This window comes from Aquimarina megaterium XH134 (assembly GCF_000520975.1).
Lineage (GTDB): Bacteria > Bacteroidota > Bacteroidia > Flavobacteriales > Flavobacteriaceae > Aquimarina > Aquimarina megaterium.
Window position 1 is genome coordinate 130,098 of sequence record NZ_JACB01000001.1, and the last position, 18,023, is coordinate 148,120.

The window sequence follows — 18,023 nt, forward strand, 5'->3', positions numbered from 1 at the left end:
TATATTTCTATATACATAATTATTTACATCATTAAAAATCAGAAACTGTAGTGTACTTCAGTTTTAGTCGTTGTGCTAATTGCCTGGCTTTACCTAATCGTACAAACCCTGTTTCTGTATCAATAACAATAGTTTTTTGAATCCTAGCCAGATATTTTTTATAGGTAGAAACCGCATATTGAAATGGGTTTTCTGCTCCTGCATTTATTTTTCCGTCTGTAAAAACAAACAATTGTACGGTTTGCGTATTTACAGATCGCAATAACTCATATACTTTAAAAAAAGCAGCTCCCAAATTTGTTTTTCCCCCTGTTTTTAATTGGTGATTTATATTCGAAATTTCTTGTGTGTTAGACGTAAATTCCTGAATAATTTTGGCTGTAGTATCCTGTAATCCAACAATAGCATACTGGATTTTTTGTAGAGGATATGACATAATTGTTTTCTCTATGATTCCCTTTAAATATGCCATTTGCTGATCTAGGGCCATAGAAGCACTGGTATCTACCAGGAATATAATTCGTGCTACTGCTTTCTGTGTTGCTTGTTTATATACTGTTGTAAATTTCCCTGTCTTTAGATATTGTTGTACCGATTTCAGTAGCGATATTTCTTGTTGTCGTTCTGCCGGATATGCTACTGAATATAATTTCTGTTGAGTATCTAAAAGGACTTCTTGTTTTTTAGTTGCCTTTGAAGCCGAAAATTTCAATCCTTGTTGTACAGCCTTTGGCAATTGAAATGCTGTATTATTTTGCTCGTTTTGAGGTGCCGTTTCTTCCTTGGGAGTATGATTTTCTGTATCAGAAGGGTTTTCTTTATTCTGATCTGTTGGAGGCGTATATTCTTTTGCACGGTGTTGCAATACAAAAGGTGCTATACTATCCACCATTTCTGTAGTTATCTGTTTCTCATTATAAAATGCTGCATACGCTCTTGCTGTTTTTAAAAGTAAGATATCTGCGCGCATTCCTTCTACCTGATTAGCTATAGTTAATGCAGCACACTGTTCTTGTATCGATTCTGGAATAATTACATCATTAAGTGTACGTCTGGCAGAAATCACCTGATTCTTAACTTGCTGTTCTTCTTCTTGAAACCGATTATAAAATGCTATCGGATCACTATCAAAACTAAGACGTTGCATTGCAATTTTGGTACGTGTCTTCATTTCTTTGGGAGTCTGGATAGTAACACTTAATCCAAATCGATCTAATAACTGTGGGCGCAGGGCTCCTTCTTCTGGATTCATAGTACCTACTAGACAAAAACGACTATCCATCCATTGAGAGATTCCTTCACGCTCTAGGTGATACCCTCCTGTTGCAGAAGCGTCTAATAATACATCCATTAGATAATCATTCAGAAGGTTTACCTCATCGATATACAAAAACCCTTGATGCGCCTGCGATAATAACCCCTTATCTACAATCGTAGTTTTCTGGTTAATCAATGCCTCTAGATTAATGCTCCCTAATACCCGATCTTCGGTAGCACCAATAGGTAAGTTAACAAACGGAAAATCTTCTCCCATCAACTGACTCAGTCCTCGTACCATAGTGGTTTTTGCAGTACCTTTATCTCCTGTTGCCAGCACTCCACCTATACTTGGATCTACCAGATTAAGTAACAAACATAATTTTAAATCTTCCTGATCGGGGATGGCAGTAAAAGGATAGGTATATTTTGGTTTCATCTGTATTTTTGTATGATTGGTAAAAATACGGAATTCTATAATGTAGCTAAGATCTATTTATTTAATATTTCTTATCCCCTCATAGACCACAATACTCACAGCATTAGCCAGGTTTAAACTTCTTACCTTATCACTGTATATTGGGATTTTATAGAGTTGATCTGGATATTTTTCTGTTATAGTTTTTGACAAACCAGTAGATTCTTTTCCAAAGACAAAAAATAGATCATCTTCATAAGGTATAGAACAATAGTCTTTTTCTGCATGACTCGATAGGTATACCATGTTTTTTCCTTTATGTATAGCATAAAACTCATCTATACTATCATACATATGTACCGAGATATGTTTCCAATAATCCAACCCGGCTCTTTTTAATCTCGAATCACTTAATTCAAACCCAAATGGTTTTACCAAATGTAGATTTGATCCCGAGGCTAAACTAAGTCTACCTATATTACCCGTATTCATAGGAATTTCTGGTTCTACAAGTACAATATTATATGCCATTCTTATTGTTTTTTAGGAATTAAATGGATTCTGGTCTTTGACGTATCCTGTGGTGAGTCGAAGGGCCGGAATGACAAAACCTCATAAAAATTATTCAAAAAGTACACTTTGTAATACGATGCAACCAACGATTATCGAAATGATACCAATAACACCATTCATCCATTTAAATATAGATATATTACGCTCTATAAAACGACTCATGGTAAAGATCAGCACATAACTATATACTGCCATAGAAAAGATAATGCCAATAGATTCTACTATTAATATCAGGATAGCATCAGAGATTGTGTCTGCACTAATAATTAATGCAGAAGTAAGGGCACCTCCTGTACCTGCCAACCCATGTAACATCCCTATCCAAAACGACCTGTTAATAGGATTCATAGCAATTTCTTCGCCTCTTTTTCCATGAAGATGAATAGGATTATTAGCTGCATGCTCATGCGCTTCTATTTTTTTATGATCTGCCATCATCTCATTAATCTTATGATTTCTTCGAATAGCCATTACGCCAAGCCAAATCATAATCGGACCAACAGAAAATTCTGCCCAAAAAGAGATACTCTCTACAAATGTAAGTAGGGCAGCTTTAAATGCTAAAGCAATCCCTCCAAACATTAACAAAGTCACAGAATGCCCTAATGCCCATTGAGATGCAGTAAACACAGTCTTAAAAGATACTTTCTTTTTCTGAATAGCATTTTCTGCTGCCAATACGGATACCGCAGACATGTGATCTGGTTCAAAAGAATGTAAAACCCCTGCGATCAGAGGGCGGACGAGGTTCATAATGTTCATATAGTGTATGATATGTGAGTTCCATCGTTATTAATCAAATACATAGCAATTGTTACATTTGGTGCTATTTTCTGACAATGATAATGGCATTCTTCTATTAATTTTTGATAAAAATTTTCTTGGGCTGTAAAAGTAAAAATTTCCCGAAGACGTCCTGCCATATTTAATGCTAAAACTTTGTTAGCAATTTCCTCTGGATATCCTGCTGATATAGCCAGCTGATATATAAAATCTTTGTCCCATGTTGCTTTTCCGCTATGTGTATTCGTTCTGCCTTGTGCTAATTTTGCTGCTTTTCCTAGCATAATCCCCATAGACACCTTGGTAATCTGGGGAGATTGATCAATTTTTTCAAAAGTTTCCTGTATCCAGTTTCCGTAATGTATACAAGATACTTCTGAAATGTTAGGAAATATAGACCTCAACATCTTCTCACTACGTGCTCCAGAGTTTATTAATAATTCTGTCATACCATTTGCAACAGCAACATCAATCCCTTGTTGAATACTAGCAATATAAGATGCCGCAGAAAACGGAGTAACAATACCCGTGGTTCCTAATATTGAAATTCCATGTAATATCCCTAAGCGACTATTCAATGTTTTTTTAGCAAGTTCTTCTCCGTTTTTCACCGATATTGTAATGGTTACTCCGTATCTCTCGAGCTGATAATCTGATATTATCTTTTTACAAACGATACGCATCATATCCCTGGGGACTGGATTAATGGCGGGCTCTCCTACAGGTATTTCTAAGCCTGGTAAAGTAATTAACCCCACTCCTTTTCCTCTTTTAAAAAGAATATCTCCTGTATTATTAAGAGATACAGTAGCCATGATCTCTGCATTATGAGTTACATCAGGATCATCACCTGCATCTTTTATTGTCGAATATGCAGCCTCCTTTTGTGTTAACGTATTGGATTGAACTCGAAATGTAGCGATTTCACCTATAGGTAATTGCACTTGTGTTTCGGTAATCTCCTGTTGGGTAACCAAACTCCATAACGCGGCTTTAACACAAGCAGTGGCACAAGCTCCTGTGGTATATCCTCTTCGTAAAGGCCTATCTGGTATGTCTTGTAGTTCGCTCAATATTTTTACTTAATAAATTTAATAAAACTGCATTTTCGATGAAGGCGCAGACCTCACAGGTCTTAGAGACCTATGAGGTCTATTGGCTTGGCTACTCATTAGTAATCATTTCAATTAACGCTGCTTTAGTATCTATACAAAGATATCGATTAGAAATTTTTGGTTTTTTAAGAATCACTATCGGGATATGTAAAGCTTGAGCCGCAGCTATTTTTTCTTCCAGTTTTCCATTACCTCCACTTTCTTTAGTAAAAATTATGTCTGGAGATAGTTTGGTAAACAACTCCATTTCGGCGGTCTTGGACTGTGGATATCCAAATAATAATTTTGTTTTTGGAAATCCAGCCTCATCGGCAATCGCTCTAGAGCTATCCCGATCCAAAATACGAAACCAGGTAAGGTGATTCTTCCAGTAGGTTCGTAATTTAGCAATAGTTTGCACTCCCGAAAGTGCCAGTAATGAACTATACTTATTTTTGTTAAAATAGCGTATCGCTTCTTCAAAGCTATCTACATAAGATACGTTTTGATCTAGTATTCTTGGAGAAAACTGTCTTTGAAAACGTATTAAAGGCAATGCCATCGAAATATCTGCAATCATTTGATGCAATTGCACCGCAAAAGGATGAGAAGCATTAATAATATGTGTAATCTCATGTTTCTTGCAAAAATTCTCTAAGAGAGAAGTTGTCATTACTCCATTTATAGAAATTCCTTTCCCTTCATAATCCACTTTTGTTTTGGTTGAATAGTAATACGGATATTCTAGTTCATCCAATATTTTGGCAACTTTTTTTCCTTCCGTAGTGCCTCCAAAAACGAGTATCATGAAGATTGAATTTCTTTTTCTTTTTTTCTAAAGATATGGTGCCATTTATCATCATATAACCACGATCTGTTTTTACGAGCGCCTACAGCTTCGCCAACTACAATAAGCACCGTACGAGTTAGCTTATTTTTTTTGATGATAGTAGTTAGTTCTGAGAGGGTACCTGTCCATACTTCTTCATCTTCCCAACTCACACGATATAGTACCGCCAATGGTGTATTTTCTGGATAATGTTCTAGAAGTTGTGCTTGTATTTTTTTAGCGATGCCTACACTTAAGAAAATACACATGGTAGTTCTTAATTTTGCCATATCTGCAATTTTTTCGTGTTCTGGCATTGGTGTATTTCCTTCTCCCCGGGTAAGAATAATAGTCTGTGCTACTTCGGGAATAGTAAATTCTGATTTGAGATATGCAGCTGCCGCCTGAAATGAGGAAATTCCCGGAACGATATAATAGTCGTATCCTTTTTCATCAAAAATAGTCATCTGCTCCTGTATTGCTCCATATATAGAAGGATCTCCAGAATGTAAGCGCACAATAGATTTTCCTTGTTCATAATATTGATCAATAATCATTATTTGCTCTTCTAAGGTCATCGATGCAGAATTACGCACTAATGCGCCTTCTTTTGCCATATGTGTCAAAGCTTCTGGCACCAAACTCCCTGCATATAAAATACAGTCAGCATTTTCCAAAATGTACTGCCCTTTTAAGGTTAATAGTTCTGGATCTCCCGATCCTGCACCTACAATTGCAATACTTGCTTTGCGCTCATATTTGGCCGACAAACTTAATGCATAGGTAAATTTCTTACCAGATGATGTGAGTGCTTTTGTTTTTTCGACCAACCATGTTGATTGACCTGCTATTAATGCCGCAGCGGCTTCAGAAACGCCATAAACACCTACTTTCTTCTTTACAACTTCTGAAGGGTTGGCAACTGTAATGGTATTAAGTTCTTCACCGGTATAGGTAATAAAAAGAATATTATAATACGCTGCAAAATCAAGATATGCCTGTTCCTCATTCTTAATAGTTGCAGATCCTATAGCGTAGATACTTTCTATCGCGATATGTTGTTCTTGTAATGCAGACTCTAATCCTTTCATTAGGAGTTGAGACTCTATATCTTTTGCACATCCACTACCTAATGCCACACAAGGAGGGTAGAAAGAAAGAACAGGAGTCTCTGTAGCCATAAGTTCATAACCCACATATAGTATTAATTCATAGTCGCTATGTTCAAAATCTTTCTGATCATAATAAACATCTACAAAATCCGGACAGGTTTTCTCCAAATATTGAACTCCTTTATTCTTAACTTTTAGAATTAATGCGGTAGACTTCCTGTTTACAAACAATGATATGATCTTATTTATAGGAATAGAGCTTTTCATTTTCCATCCATAGGTTTCTGCCAACGTATCCAGTGCCCATAGGTTTTGTAAATCACTAGATGTAGATAATACGGCTTGAGCATTAAGAATTCTACTAATTTGGGCTGTGAGTGTATTGGCTTTACCAATATGACCGCTAAGTACAGCTTGTACAAATTTTCCCTGATCATCAACATTAATCACAGCAGGATCACTTGCTTTATCCTTGATATGTGGGGCGATACTACGCACACAAATCCCTAATGCACCTACAAAAACCCATGCATCATAGTTATGAAAGGAATCTTCTATCAACTCTGTTACCGAATTGATTTGTTTTATATCTTTACTAACTTCTACTGTTCTTGTTGTAAACAACTTAGAGCGGTAAAATTCTTTTTGCAAGGTTTTAGCAATAGACAATCCCTGATCTGTAAAACAGAGTATTGCAACTTTTATAGTGTGTTCTGACATGTGTTTTTTTTGAAAAAGCTATTAAATTCTCCTACAACGCAAAGATATTAGGTTATTAACGTCTTAAAAAATGTTTATTAAGATTATGCATATCTGTTATGCAAAAAACCAAAAATCAACAACAGGCTTTTTATTCCATAAGAGGAGTAATTCTTCTATTTCTTTTTTCCCTGTTGGAGATGCGACTACAATAATGATTTGTGTATCCTCGAGTGTTTTAATATCATCATAATGCTCTAATCGTACCTCATAAATATCCTTTCCTATTTTTCTCTCATTATCACATACCCAATGAAATTTATCGTTATAAGATTGCAAGAGCTTGGCCATATCTTTTCCGTTTTTTCCTGCGCCCCATAGTACCAAAGGTCGTGTTTTATCTCTATCCAATTCATAGAAAAAGCGTAGCTTAAGATCAAAATATCGATTGTCTTTGTATTCGTCCCAGGTACGTGAAATCCTATTAGATCGGTCTCTCCAGTGATGTAGAATTTTATCAATCCCAACAACTGTTAAACCCAGTCTGTAAAATCGAAAACAGAGGTCGTAATCTTCTGGATATATAATCGGATCAAAAGCTCCTGCCGCATCAAAATCCTCTTTGTGTAGTAACCAACAATGAGATGGGATCACACATTCTCTATAAATCTCTTGATAATGAGTACTTGTTCTAGCAACTTCATTAAGCCATTTTTCATATTTAAGAAACCCATCACCTACAACTCCCTCGTCAACAAAATGCTCAGTTCCTCCTGCAATCACAGTTCCTTTTCCGTGTTTACTCCATTCTTCTACAAGTACTTCTATTTTATACGCTGGCATTTTATCATCAGAATCCATTCTGTTAATCAACGTTCCTCTGGTTTCTGCATATCCTACTTGTAGTGTTGGGATTAATTTAGGTCTATCACTATTAAAAAATCGAATTCTGGAGTCTTTTTCAGCATATTCCTGCAAAATTTTCGGACTATCATCAGATGAGTGATCATTTACCGCAATAAGTTCCCAATTTTGATACGTTTGTGCCAAAATAGAATCTAAGCAATCCCTCAAATAGGAAGCCGTATCTTTAACGGCCATTATAATAGTAACTAGTGGTTGATCTGTCATTGCTTTAAAGGTTTTCTCCAGGAACTCGGTAGCTTTTTTGTTATTTCAATGTTTTGGAATTCTTTACTAGAACGCGCCCCATGAGTTTTTACCCATTTGGCCATTTCTAAAAGCCCTTTCTCTAAATCTATATGTTTTTTGGGGTTAAAAACAGTATCAAATTTTGAATGATTAGCATAGGCATGAGTCACTTCTTCCCGTTTTTCTAATTGCTCTATATTCAGTTCTGATTGCATTGCATTACTAACTGCTATTGCCAGTTCTTTTACAGAGTAAACTGTATCACTTCCTATATTAAAAACTGTATTATATGCTTCGGGTACTGTTACCGAATTAGCAATATAAGGTGCAATATCATCAATATATGTAAAAGCTCTGGTTTGCTTACCATCTCCAAAAATAGTTAACGGTTTATTTTCTAGAATCTGATTCATAAATATCCCTACAACATTACGATACTTATCTCCTATATTTTGATGTCTTCCGTATACATTATGAGGCCTAAAAATGATATAATCCATACCAAACATCTTATGTGCATTTATTAAATCTAATTCTACGGCATACTTTGCTATTCCGTACGGATCTTCTGGTTGCGGAAATTGTGTTTCTACCAATGGCAATGTATTTGTTCCATAGACTGCAATAGAAGAGGTGAAAACAAAACATTTTACCTCATGAGCTACCGATGCATTAATCAGATTAACACTACCGATCAGATTATTCTGATAATTGAAATTTCTAATAAAATGACTTAACCCTTCTGCCGCATAGGCAGCCAAATGATAAACATAAGTGAACTTATACTCGTCAAAAAGAGTATGTATTAAGGTAACGTCTAGTATCGACCCTTCATAAAATAGTGCGGCCGAGTTTATATTCTCTTTATCTCCTCCAGAAAGATCATCTAAAACTATAACCTGGTGATTTTGTTTTAGTAAATGATTGACCACATGCGAACCTATAAATCCTGCTCCGCCAGTTACAAGTGAAGTTATTTTCACACGTTTAAATTTTTAATGCTCGTTTCATTTGGCAAACCTACATAAATTGATCATATATGGGACAGATTTTGTTTAAAATGAATTATTTTCAAGATCTATTATAGAGCTTGAAACAAACTTCCTGTTATTTACACTCTTATATAACAGGCTTTACAACCAAACGTTAATGATTCTAGAGTCTATAACGATAATCCAATATGAGAAATGGTGTTATGCGGGTATTTGTGAGTGATTCGATCAAGTCTTCTGTGTTTGATCCTGGGCAATAACTTTCATTCAATAAAATGTTGTCGTAAGTGACACACCTATTATCATCGTTAGTTTTTGTTGCTTCATCAATAATAATTTCAACATTCTGTAATGGAATGTTCTTTGTATCTAGATCTTCTAAAATAAGATTATTGGTAAGGAATTTTTCAGAAGAAATAGTACTTATAACGCTGTTGGTTTCTTCTACCTCTATTTCTATCTTTTTGATGTCAAATTTGGACATATCAACATCCTTTCTATAAGAATATAGAACAGCAACACCTATCATTAGTAAACTAAGTAGTTTATTTTTTTTCATAATCATGTTCTTTTCCTAATACTTAGGCACAAAAGTATACACTATATGAAGTGAAGAACACACTGGAAACCGTGAATTTTATTAAAAACGAGCAAACCAGATACTGTATAAAAAATTAAATTTCTATTTGGTTTTAGGCCTTAATTTTATTGCTTTAAGTAACGTAATTGGATTGTATTCATCAAGTGATAGTACGGATTCTTCTATGATAGTATACCCTATTTTGTCGCAGCCCGATTTAAAAGCTTGTACCGAACTTTCTTTTACAGCATTAATTACTATACAGGTTTCAAGTTTTAAAACCGGAGTTATCTTTAGAAAAAGTTCTTCTAATCTACCTCCATGACCTCCAATAAAAATTGCTTCAGGCTTTACAAATTGAGTAAGATCCTGCTCAAAAAAATCTCCCATTACAATTTGAATCCCAGGAACTCCAAAGCGTTTTTGGTTTTCTTCTAAAATAACTTTACACTCTGGTCTCTTTTCAAAAGCAATAATATCTAAATCCCTATTTTTTAATTTAGCCTCGACACTAACAGATCCGGTACAAAAACCAATATCCCATAATGTATCAATATTAAGAACATTTAAGTAATGTAGAGTTGTTAATCGAACAGGCATTTTGGTAATCATCTTAGGTCTTCCTGGCAAACCTTTAAAATCAGCATCCTTTATCCCAAAATCAATGTGGCGATGTCTTGTTTTTTTAAGTATAACACAATTCAGTGAGTGAAACTTCATTATTGAAGCTTTTTGTAACGCTAGTTCCTGAAACTTTTCCTGTTCTCCTTCTATATCCTCTCCTACTAGCATGACATAATTATCATATCCATACTCCAAAAGTCTTTTTGCAATGATAGCTGGTTTTTTTTCTGCATCTGTAAGTACCCCGATACTTTCTTTTTGTTGGATTAAGATAGCATCTAATGCTTTCCAGCTTCTTCCGTGTACACTTATAGTTTGTAAGTGATTACTGTTCAAATTCATGGCATTAGCCAATAATTGAATTGAACTAAAATAGGGTGCTGTTATAATTTCTGCATCAGGATATTTATTTTTTAATGTATTCGAAAACCCATAAAACAGCGGATTGCCAGAAGCAAAAACAATAATTGGTACTGTTGCTTTTTCATATGCCTCGAATACTTGAGACATCGGAGATTGAATAGTTATCCATTCATGATTTTCTGGAAGGTAGTCTTTAACTAATTCATAATGACGTTTTCCTCCACTAAAAATAAGGGTATCCAGAATACTTTGTTGTTGTTCTGTTGTGAAATCCGGGGTTTTATTTCCGATACCTATAATATGGAAGGTCATAGTGTTTTTGATATTATATATGTTCTGATAGTATTAACAAAGCTACAAAGTTAAAGTATATAGAAATGAAAACATTTATCACTTCTCTCTAAAGCTCCATTCTTTCTATCATTTACAATTGTTTAGTGTTAAAGCAAAATATATTCAGTTATTTTAAATGAAAAAACAACCTTTCAACTTAATCCAACAGCAAAAAAACTATATTTGCGCCCGATAAATGGTTTTTCACCTATGGTGAAAATTAAAAGGGAATTTGGTGAGAATCCAAAACTGTTCCCGCAACTGTAAGATTCACAAAAAAGTAGTACCATAAAACCACTGTAGCAAAGGCTATGGGAAGGAGGTATTTACCGAATTAAGTCAGGAGACCTGCCATAAAATCCAAATAATTATTAACTCTCGGGTAAAGAGTGAAAATAATAATAACTGCCTTTAACCTATAATGGTAGTCTTTATTTATTTCTGCATTTTTCCCTGCTTAATCTCAATTTAAAAAATGAAAAAATTAGTATTATGCAGTGTCTTATTGTTATGGGGTTTCATTACCTATGCACAATCAAACATTACAATTACTGGAACTGTAAAAAGTCAAACTTCCGGAAAAGGAATTTCTAATGTTTCTGTTTTTATACAACAGACAAATCACGAAACAATTACAGATGAAAAAGGAAAATATTCGATCTCATTAGAAAAAGGAAATTATAATATTTTGTTCTCTGCCATTAGCTATCAACAAACTATTAAAAATATTATTGTGGATAGGGAATCTCTCATTTTGGATGTAACACTTAAAAAAAACATTACTGGATTAGAAGAAGTGTTTATTAATGGAGGAAACAATAAAACCAATAAGAAAATACTAAGTGTTAACAAATTAGGAATCAAAAATATAGACATTCCTGTAACCACAAATAGTATTAATGGAGAAATTATGCAACAACGTAATGTTTCTGATATCGGAGATGCAGTTAAAAGTGTTACCGGTGTAAGGCCTATAAACAGGTATGGAGGTTTCCAAACTTTTAGAATTAGGGGATTTAATAATTTTGTTATGTTAGTTGATGGTGTTAGAGATGAAAGGCACAACATATCTACAAGTGCACCTTCTACGAATCTGGTAAATGTAGAAAGAATAGAGGTACTCAAAGGCCCGGCAGGGGTTCTATATGGTCATTCGGCATTAGGAGGAATTATAAATATAGTCCGTAAAAAACCTACACACAACCAAAAAGCCAATTTTAAAGCTACTTATGGTAGTTATGACACTTATAATACTGAAGGCGGTGTTAGTGGTCCAGTTTCGGATAAATTACGCTATAGAGTAGATATAGGAATGACACGTACCCAAGGGTGGAGAGATTATGGCATAGCGACTAATAACGGATCCTTAATGTTAGATTATACCCCTTCTGCAAATGACAAGTTAGCTTTCTACTTTCAGACCAATAAAGATGTATATGATACAGACACGGGTATTCCTGTAGATGAAGATAGCTCTATTATTTCTGGAATGGATCCGGAGACCAGGTACAACGACCCTCAGGATTATCTAAAACACAAGCGCCTTGATTATCAAATAAAATACTCACATGATTTTGATCCTAATTTAAAGTTATCTAATCTCTTATCGTATTCGAATGATGATATAGATTACCTTTCTACAGAATTTCTAGAGTTAAATCCAACTAAAGATTCTATCACCAGAGCTTTCCCGTTTTATTTTAATCATCAAACCAAAACTTTGCAAAATCAATTAGATTTAAGCTATACATTCAAAACAAGTACTATAGAACATAAGGCATTACTAGGGAATTCTATCAGTATTTTAGATCGTAAGACTTTTAGAGGAGAAGTAATTGGCCCTGGAACTTTTACAACTATTTCTGTTCAAAACCCTACTTTAAACCAAGGACACATTGAGACAATAGATAATAAAGTTGATATAAAAAAGGAGGTAGTATACGCGTTTTATTTGCAAGATTGGATTAAATTTTCAGATAAATTTAAAGCACTAATAGGACTACGTTATGATACATTTACCGGAACTTATTATAGAGATATTATTAATAATAACAGGGCCTTAATTACTTCTGGAGTTCGTACAAAAATTCCTTCATCTTCATTCTCATATCGCGCTGGTATTGTTTACCAACCAGTTAAAGATATGATTAGCATTTTTGCTTCATATTCAAACTATTTTAAACCATCTAGAAGAGTAACTCCGAATGGAAAAGTATTTGACCCTGAAACAGGTTTTCAAAATGAATTAGGAATCAAGTTTCAAAAAAATGAGCTGTTTACTGCTACACTTTCGGCTTATTATATGTTAAAAAATAATATCGTAGAGAAAACAAATGTCGACGATTACCAGCAAATAGGTTCTGCAGATTCTAAAGGCATAGAATTAGATATTGAATCAAAACCTTTTGAAGGATTTTATATTAAGGCAGGATATGCTTTTGTAGATGCCAAAATTAGAGATTATAACAAAACGCTACAAACTGTACCTGCAGGAAACAGGTTACCATATGCCCCTAAAAATTCTATTAATTTTTGGGGAAATTATGAATTTCAAAAAGGGTATTTACACGGTTTGGGAATCGGTTTAGGACTAAATTACGTTGGTAAAAACTATACCAATTCGAGTAACACATACACATTACCTTCGTATACTACTATAGATGGATCCCTTTATTATCAAGCGAAAAAAGTTAGAATAGGATTAAACATAAATAATATAGCTGATACACTTTATTTTACCGACGCGATCTATTCAAATCAGTTTTTTCCTGGCCAGGGAAGAAACTACAAATTAAGTTTGGCATATAAGTTTTAAACAAATTTAAACGGAGAATGTATCGATGTAATCTAACTATCGATGCATTTTCCATTACTTTAATAAAATCTACAATTACATACTCTGAAATATTATAAAAACAGATGAAAAAGATTATTTCTTTACATCATTGGCTTGGCACCTTTTTTTGTGTATTATTCTTAATTTGGTTTTTATCAGGCTTTGTTATGATGTATCAAAGTTTTCCACATTTAAATCAAACTGAAAGAATAGAAATGCTTTCTAATTCAGTAAATACCGAGGTATTATCTCCTAAAACCGTTTTTAAAAACGATACTATTCGCGAGATATCCCAACTTAGACTGAACTATATTCTCGATAGACCTGTTTTTCATTTGATTACAGGTCAGGGAAAACTTTTTTCCAAATATGCAGATACTGGTCAAAAAGTGACCTTAACAAAAGAGAGAGCACTAAAAATTGCAATAAAAAATACAAGAATAACGGCTAGTTCTACTATCCAAGCATTAACAGAGTTAGACCAGTGGATTCCAAGAACAAAGTATATACCTCATATGCCTATTTTCAAAATTGAATTTGAGGATGAAAACAATACGTTGGTTTATATCTCATCAGTAACGGGAGAGCTACTTGCTATAAATACCAGTTCTGAAAGATTTTGGTCGTGGTTGGGAGCTATTCCTCATTGGATTTATTTTAAGGATATTAGAATTCATAATACTTTATGGGCACAACTGGTATCATGGTTAGCTGCATTAGGGTTCATCATGGTAATTACAGGCATAATAACGGGATTGGTGAGATACAAAAAGAAACCAAAGGCTAAATTTAAAAGATTCAAAAACAAATGGTACAATTATCATTATTATTTTGGATTGGTTTTTGGGATATTTGTATGTACCTGGATTTTTAGCGGATGGATGAGTATGACACCTTTTGATTGGACTCCCAGTACACAATTACAAAAAGAAGAAGTTCTAAAATGGCAAATCCAAAAACATACTATAAATCATTATAATGAAGATAGTTGGAGTGGTTTTTTAAATCAGCTAAAGCAAAAGAAATTTAAAGAAATAAGTTTTAATTTTTTTCAAAATAATGTTTATGGTCGAGTTTTTTTTCAAAATTCAAGTTCTTTATATAGTTTATATAACACTAACTCTTCTTTAAGTATAGATAGCTATCAAAAAGTTGTAAATTCTTTTTCTTCCAAAAATGAAGTGAAAGAAAGTATTCTCTTAAAAGAATATGACAATTATTACTATAGTCGACATAATGATAAAGATTTACCCATAATTAGAATTAAAACCACTAAAAATATAACCTATTATATCAACCCAAAAACAACTAGGGTAGTATATAAATGTGCTACAAAAAACAAAATTCAACGTTGGATTTATAACGGCTTACATAGTTTAGATTTCTCATTTCTAGCATGGAACAGGCCCTTATGGGATATCGTTCTTTTTATTTTATTAACAGGAGGTGCAGTACTTAGTTTTTCGGCAACTGGATTAGGGATTAAATTCATCAGAAGAAAAAATAGACGAAGGATAAAAAGAAAAGAGAAAAAATAAAGCTTTACAATAGAATATCATTACTAAACTATTACTTTACAATTTGGTTACAGCAATTTTTGTGTAATAAAAATCACAAACCTTAACCAAAGCAATTTATTTTGTTAAAAGTGAAAAATAGTAGCATACCAGATTATTTATATTTTTCTTCAATCACCACCTCTTTTTGAAATTTTTTACGATCCCATTTTTTTAATTCTAATTCGGGTTGGTTGTAAAACATGTCTGTATACCCAAAGCATAAATACCCTATCAATTGGTTTTGTTCTGGAGCCTCAAGTACTTGTTTTACTTTTTCAGGATCCAAAATACTCACCCATCCCATTCCTATATTTAAGGACCGTGCCATAAGCCACATATTTTGTATCGCACAAACTACACTGTATTTTCCCATATTAGGCATACTTGTTTGACCCAAAACAGGACCTTCTGCAGGTTTATAAAATACGGCCATATTTAAAGGAGATTCTAAAATCCCTTCTAGTTTAAGCTTGATATATTCTTTTTGTTTTTCGTCTGTAAACTGCATTGCAGCACGTGCCGTTTCTTCAGAAAAAGTTTCTTTTACCGCTTGCTTTGTTTTTTGGTCCCGGATCAATACAAATTCCCAAGGCTGTGAAAACCCTACCGAAGGAGCAGCTAATGCCGCTTCTATAATCTTATTAATTGACTCTTGAGATATAGGAGTATCTAAAAAGTGATTCCCTCGAACATCTCTACGGTGGATCATGATCTCTTCAAGCAATGCTTGTTCTTTATCGTTAAATATACGTTGTGGATGCTCTTTCATATATTCTATAATTTAGCTTCTTCTAGCGTAAATGCTGCATTAACAATGGCCGCTGCAAAATTACTACCTCCTCGCTTTTTGGTAATTAATGCATACGGAATATGGGATATTGTTTTTAGTCGTTCTTTGGATTCTATTACATTGATAAATCCTACTGGCGCTCCAATAACTCCTGTAGGAGATAATATTCCTTCTTGAATCTGATCTGCAATCTCAATTAATGCCGTAGGTGCATTTCCGATAACAAATAATGCGTTGGGATATTTTTTTGCAGCGAGTTTTATTCCCGCCTGTGTTCGCGTTAACCCTTCTTTTTCTGCAAGTTGAAGAGATTCCTTATCGTTTAATAAACAAACTACTTGGTTACCATATTTGGCAGTATATGCTTTTGTAATACCTGCAGCCACCATAGTTACATCGGTAACGATTGTACCTCCATTTTTAAGATAATCATGCCAGGTAGCAATCGCATGCTTAGAAGTCTCCAGATAGTTTATATATTCAAAATCACCAGAGGTATGTATACATCGTATTGCTGCCCATAAAGTATCGTTTGCTAATGTATTTGATGGGATATCATCTAATATTTCTTTAAAGCTGGCTTGTTGTATTTCTTCACCGGTTTCAGGTTTTCTATTCAAATACCCTCTTGGTGTGATTAGATGATCTTTATATCTAAAGGTCTGACTATTTCCTATTAGCACCACACAAAACATATCTACCTCATCGACATCTAACTGTGCCAAAGTGGTAATTTTAATCTCTTCTTCTGTTCTTCCTAATTGTTTGCATATCGCTACAGGTGTAGTTTTGGGTCTATACTTCAGGTAAATAGTTTTTAACGCTCCCAATTGCCAATACCGTTTTTTACTTTTAGGATTATACAGCCCTGTTACAAAATCTCCCATTGCCGCAGCATGGATGCGCTTCTCTATTGTGGTCCATGGAGTCATTAAATCAGATAAAGAAATACAACAGAAATCATGACCTAATATAGCTCCTAATTTACTTCCTGCTGTAACAAAGGCAGAAATGCCTGGTACAGTCTCTACAGGAATATCTAATTTTTGCTCTGCAACTTTTTGATATACTATAGATGCCATTGCATATACACTAGCATCACCAGAACCAATAACGACAACCTGTTCCCCTTCTAAAGCATGTTGTATTGCGATTTCTGCTCTTTTTTCTTCTTCACTTAATTCTTTACCAATACATAAAGCATCAGGACGCACTAGATGTTGAATAAATTGAAAATAATAGTGATATCCTATGATTACTGAGGCTTCTGAAATTGCCTGTGTAGCCATTGGAATGATATAATCTGAATGCCCGGGACCTAGTCCTACAACTTTGATCATTGTTTGATAATTAATAAAGAGAAATATGGAATTTCTCTATTGGTCAGAGTGGTTAAATCTGTTGTTATATATTCTTGATTGGTTCCTAAACGTTCACAATAATAACATTTCCAATCTTTCTGTACTAATTCTGAGTGAAAATCATTCCAACCAGAGCGTATTTTCATTAATATCACGGTATCAAATTCTAAAAAGTATTTAGAGATTTCTGCGATATTTTTTACTCTTGGAACAATTGCAATTTTATCATTAAGCAAACTTAATGGTATTTGGTGTTGCGATGCTCCCAGCGAAAAAGAATTGATTCCCGGCACCAAAGACACTGGTAATTGCAATTCTTGAAGCCCTGTTAATATATACGAAAAAGAAGCATATAAGCTAATATCTCCTTCACATACAATCGCTATTTTTTTTCCTGCCTGATAAGCTTTTTCTATGTCTTTTACCGTTGCTGCATATGTTTCTGAAGCCTCTTGGCGATCGTATGACATATTTAGGAAAAACCCTTTTAGCTCTTTATGCTCTAATCCATGATATTGTAATATCGGATATACAAAGCTCTTTTTTTGATCTTTGGTAATAGATCCCGGATAAAAGATAAGATCGACTTCTTTTAGTATTCGTAACGCTTTAAGTGTAAGAAGTTCTGGATCTCCAGGTCCTAAAGCTATTCCATAAATTGTATGCAA

Annotated in this window: 15 protein-coding genes and 1 riboswitch; of the genes, 2 read left to right on the top strand and 13 right to left on the bottom strand. The window is 34.1% G+C overall.

Annotated features, from left to right (window positions below; translation table 11 throughout):
- Nucleotides 1-31: 31 nt before the first annotated feature.
- The 10 genes from Z053_RS29720 to cbiE form a co-directional block, all read right to left on the bottom strand.
- Complete coding sequence (locus tag Z053_RS29720) at nucleotides 32-1,696, bottom strand: VWA domain-containing protein (RefSeq protein WP_025663067.1); 1,665 nt, start codon at nucleotides 1,694-1,696, stop codon at nucleotides 32-34.
- A gap of 57 nt (nucleotides 1,697-1,753) precedes the next feature.
- Nucleotides 1,754-2,206 carry a tRNA (cytidine(34)-2'-O)-methyltransferase gene (locus Z053_RS0100485; protein WP_025663068.1) on the bottom strand — a complete coding sequence of 151 codons (453 nt, stop codon included), beginning with the start codon at nucleotides 2,204-2,206 and terminating at the stop codon, nucleotides 1,754-1,756.
- 90 nt (nucleotides 2,207-2,296) lie between these two features.
- Nucleotides 2,297-3,010 (bottom strand): hypothetical protein, encoded by a 714-nt coding sequence (locus Z053_RS0100490; protein ID WP_025663069.1) that lies wholly within the window; start codon nucleotides 3,008-3,010, stop codon nucleotides 2,297-2,299.
- The gene (locus Z053_RS27645) at nucleotides 3,007-4,104 is read right to left on the bottom strand and encodes a cobalt-precorrin-5B (C(1))-methyltransferase (protein ID WP_035094530.1); all 1,098 of its coding nucleotides are present in this window, start codon (nucleotides 4,102-4,104) and stop codon (nucleotides 3,007-3,009) included. Before Z053_RS27645 ends, Z053_RS0100490 begins: the two co-directional genes overlap by 4 nt.
- 91 nt (nucleotides 4,105-4,195) lie before the next feature.
- Nucleotides 4,196-4,933 carry a precorrin-6A/cobalt-precorrin-6A reductase gene (locus tag Z053_RS27650; protein WP_035094532.1) on the bottom strand — a complete coding sequence of 246 codons (738 nt, stop codon included), beginning with the start codon at nucleotides 4,931-4,933 and terminating at the stop codon, nucleotides 4,196-4,198.
- Nucleotides 4,930-6,786, bottom strand: coding sequence for a precorrin-4 C(11)-methyltransferase (cobM, locus tag Z053_RS0100500; protein WP_025663070.1), 1,857 nt, complete (start codon nucleotides 6,784-6,786; stop codon nucleotides 4,930-4,932). The genes Z053_RS27650 and cobM overlap by 4 nt, the downstream gene beginning before the upstream one ends.
- Before the next feature lie 96 nt (nucleotides 6,787-6,882).
- Nucleotides 6,883-7,896 (bottom strand): glycosyltransferase family 2 protein, encoded by a 1,014-nt coding sequence (locus Z053_RS0100505; RefSeq protein ID WP_025663071.1) that lies wholly within the window; start codon nucleotides 7,894-7,896, stop codon nucleotides 6,883-6,885.
- Nucleotides 7,893-8,900, bottom strand: a complete 1,008-nt coding sequence (locus Z053_RS0100510; RefSeq protein ID WP_025663072.1) for an NAD-dependent epimerase/dehydratase family protein — start codon at nucleotides 8,898-8,900, stop codon at nucleotides 7,893-7,895. Before Z053_RS0100510 ends, Z053_RS0100505 begins: the two co-directional genes overlap by 4 nt.
- 172 nt (nucleotides 8,901-9,072) lie before the next feature.
- Nucleotides 9,073-9,393, bottom strand: coding sequence for a hypothetical protein (locus Z053_RS0100515; protein ID WP_206539196.1), 321 nt, complete (start codon nucleotides 9,391-9,393; stop codon nucleotides 9,073-9,075).
- Between the two features lie 198 nt (nucleotides 9,394-9,591).
- On the bottom strand, nucleotides 9,592-10,788 hold the full coding sequence (cbiE, locus tag Z053_RS0100520; protein WP_025663074.1) for a precorrin-6y C5,15-methyltransferase (decarboxylating) subunit CbiE: 1,197 nt from the start codon (nucleotides 10,786-10,788) through the stop codon (nucleotides 9,592-9,594).
- A gap of 201 nt (nucleotides 10,789-10,989) precedes the next feature.
- Nucleotides 10,990-11,179: riboswitch (cobalamin riboswitch) on the top strand.
- A gap of 105 nt (nucleotides 11,180-11,284) precedes the next feature.
- Between cbiE and Z053_RS0100525 the strand changes: the two genes are divergently transcribed.
- A complete protein-coding gene (locus Z053_RS0100525) occupies nucleotides 11,285-13,624 on the top strand; it encodes a TonB-dependent receptor (protein WP_025663075.1) in 2,340 nt (779 codons plus the stop codon).
- A 104-nt stretch (nucleotides 13,625-13,728) separates the two neighbouring features.
- A complete protein-coding gene (locus Z053_RS0100530) occupies nucleotides 13,729-15,183 on the top strand; it encodes a PepSY domain-containing protein (protein WP_035094537.1) in 1,455 nt (484 codons plus the stop codon).
- Between the two features lie 133 nt (nucleotides 15,184-15,316).
- Here the strand turns inward: Z053_RS0100530 and bluB are convergent, their stop codons facing one another.
- The 3 genes from bluB to cobI are packed head-to-tail and all read right to left on the bottom strand — an operon-like array spanning nucleotide 15,317 to nucleotide 18,023.
- Entirely contained in the window at nucleotides 15,317-15,973 is a 657-nt protein-coding gene (gene bluB / locus Z053_RS0100535) for a 5,6-dimethylbenzimidazole synthase (RefSeq protein WP_025663077.1), read from the bottom strand.
- Between the two features lie 5 nt (nucleotides 15,974-15,978).
- Nucleotides 15,979-17,334: a precorrin-3B C(17)-methyltransferase gene (gene cobJ / locus Z053_RS0100540; protein WP_025663078.1), complete on the bottom strand. Its 1,356-nt coding sequence runs from the start codon at nucleotides 17,332-17,334 to the stop codon at nucleotides 15,979-15,981.
- Nucleotides 17,331-18,023, bottom strand: coding sequence for a precorrin-2 C(20)-methyltransferase (gene cobI, locus Z053_RS0100545; RefSeq protein ID WP_025663079.1), 693 nt, complete (start codon nucleotides 18,021-18,023; stop codon nucleotides 17,331-17,333). The genes cobJ and cobI overlap by 4 nt, the downstream gene beginning before the upstream one ends.